Source organism: Clostridium celatum, assembly GCF_021412605.1.
Taxonomy (GTDB): domain Bacteria; phylum Bacillota; class Clostridia; order Clostridiales; family Clostridiaceae; genus Clostridium; species Clostridium celatum.
This window is the reverse complement of sequence record NZ_JAJKGM010000088.1, coordinates 1-1,830: the sequence shown is the minus strand read 5'-3', so window position 1 is coordinate 1,830 and position 1,830 is coordinate 1. Positions and strand designations below refer to the sequence as shown.

Sequence of the window (1,830 nt, the reverse complement as noted above, 5' to 3'; positions counted from 1 at the left end):
ATGGACACATCCTTTCTTAACTAAATATTATTTTACTTAGTTCGATTTAATGTGTCCACTACTTTATACTAACACCAATTTCACTTAATTTTCTATTTATTATCTCTATTATTTTATTAAACACACTGTAAGAAATAAAATTAAATTTTTTCGATAATTCTTTAGATAATTGTAAGCTATAATCTATCTTACTTACCTCTATCCCAATTAACCATCCATCTATGTTATTTTTCTCTCTTCTTACTGAATTTAAGAAACTTTCTTCATGCGTTGATAATTCACCTATAAAATCGCCTTCTATAAATTCATCACATTCTTTTAAATTTCTTATTGTTACTGTTGCTGGTTTTATCATAAAACAAGTTGCATCAATAATTATTATATAATCATCTTCTTTTATATTATTCAAGCAATATAAATAATCATTTTCACCTATAATAACAGCTATCTCTTCATCATATTGCTTATAATAATCGTTTAAATCCATTAATTTATCTCTTAAGTGTTCTACTATTCTTACACCAATTCCATCATCACTTAATAATACATTTCCAATGCCAAATATTTTAATCATACACAAAACTCCTTAAAAAGTATTTATATATAATTTTTATTAGAAATATAATAATATTATTATCGTATTTACGTAAATTTCTTAGCTTTTATATAAATAAAAACTTTAGATAGTATTATTAAAAAATTAATAACACCTTCTAAAGTTTCATTATCATATCTATTATAGATTATTTTCTTGTGCAATTTTATCAATTATGCTTTTTCTTTCTTCCCCTATAGCACTTATTAACTTTGTTGGCATAAATCCATTTTTATATATTCTGTCATCATTAGCTTTTATCATTGTTACTATTGTAGCTTCTAGCTTTTCATATGCTAATAAATCATCTTGATATAAATCTACTAAATCCTTTAATTTAGTTGCAAGTTCTTTTGGATTTCTATAAACAGCTCTCATTTGTTACTCCTTTTTTCTCTTCTTAAATACTTTATTATTTAAAATTACTTAAACTTATCAAAATTATAAGTCGTTTACTAATTATATCTTAACATAAAATTATTTAAAAGTTAAAATTTTTATATTATAATTCTATTCCTACTCTTGATGGTACTCCTTTTTTAAAAGGATGCTTTATACATTTCATTTCAGTAACATAATTAGCAAGTTCTATAAGTTCATTCTTAGGATCTCTTCCTGTCATAACAACTTCTAATCCATTAGGCTTATTTTTTAAGAATTCAATTACATCTTTTAACTCAATAAAATCATTATTTATAGTTGCTATAATTTCATCTAAAATTAATAAATCATAATTTTCATTATTCATTATTTTTATAATCTCTTTGAATCGTTCTGTATGCTCTAATTTGGCTTGCTTCTTTTCATCTTCATTCATATTCCAAACAAATTTATTTACTGGCTTTCCCGGCATAAAAGTTATATATTCTTGTAATTCTTCTAATGATATTAATTCTCCACTTTTCCCACTTTTTAGAAATTGGGTTATAAAAACTTTCTTCTTTCTACCTGCAGCTCTTATAGCTAAGCCCATCGCTGCTGTAGTCTTTCCTTTTCCATCACCACAATATATATGAATAAGTCCCTTCTCCATTTTATAATCACTCACTTTCATCTTTCCTAATATATATATTAATTTTATTTATAATACTTTTTTGTTAATATTAATGTCAAGCAAAAAATGAAAAAGAACATAATAAATATATAATATTTATTATGTTCTCAGTTTGTTGAAAAACCCCCTGTTTAAAAACAGAGGGTTTTTCTATTATTAGTTGTGGATAAAATTTAATATT

General features: G+C 23.7%; 3 protein-coding genes. All 3 read right to left on the bottom strand.

Features of this window, described 5'->3' with window-relative positions; all coding sequences use genetic code 11:
* Positions 1–58: 58 nt before the first annotated feature.
* Positions 59–574 (bottom strand): hydrogenase maturation protease, encoded by a 516-nt coding sequence (locus tag LPC13_RS16615; protein ID WP_005213299.1) that lies wholly within the window; start codon positions 572–574, stop codon positions 59–61.
* Positions 575–736: 162 nt separating this feature from the next.
* The gene (locus LPC13_RS16610) at positions 737–973 is read right to left on the bottom strand and encodes a TIGR04540 family protein (RefSeq protein WP_195245353.1); all 237 of its coding nucleotides are present in this window, start codon (positions 971–973) and stop codon (positions 737–739) included.
* A gap of 124 nt (positions 974–1,097) precedes the next feature.
* Positions 1,098–1,649 carry a cob(I)yrinic acid a,c-diamide adenosyltransferase gene (locus LPC13_RS16605; protein ID WP_005213294.1) on the bottom strand — a complete coding sequence of 184 codons (552 nt, stop codon included), beginning with the start codon at positions 1,647–1,649 and terminating at the stop codon, positions 1,098–1,100.
* Positions 1,650–1,830: the final 181 nt, after the last annotated feature.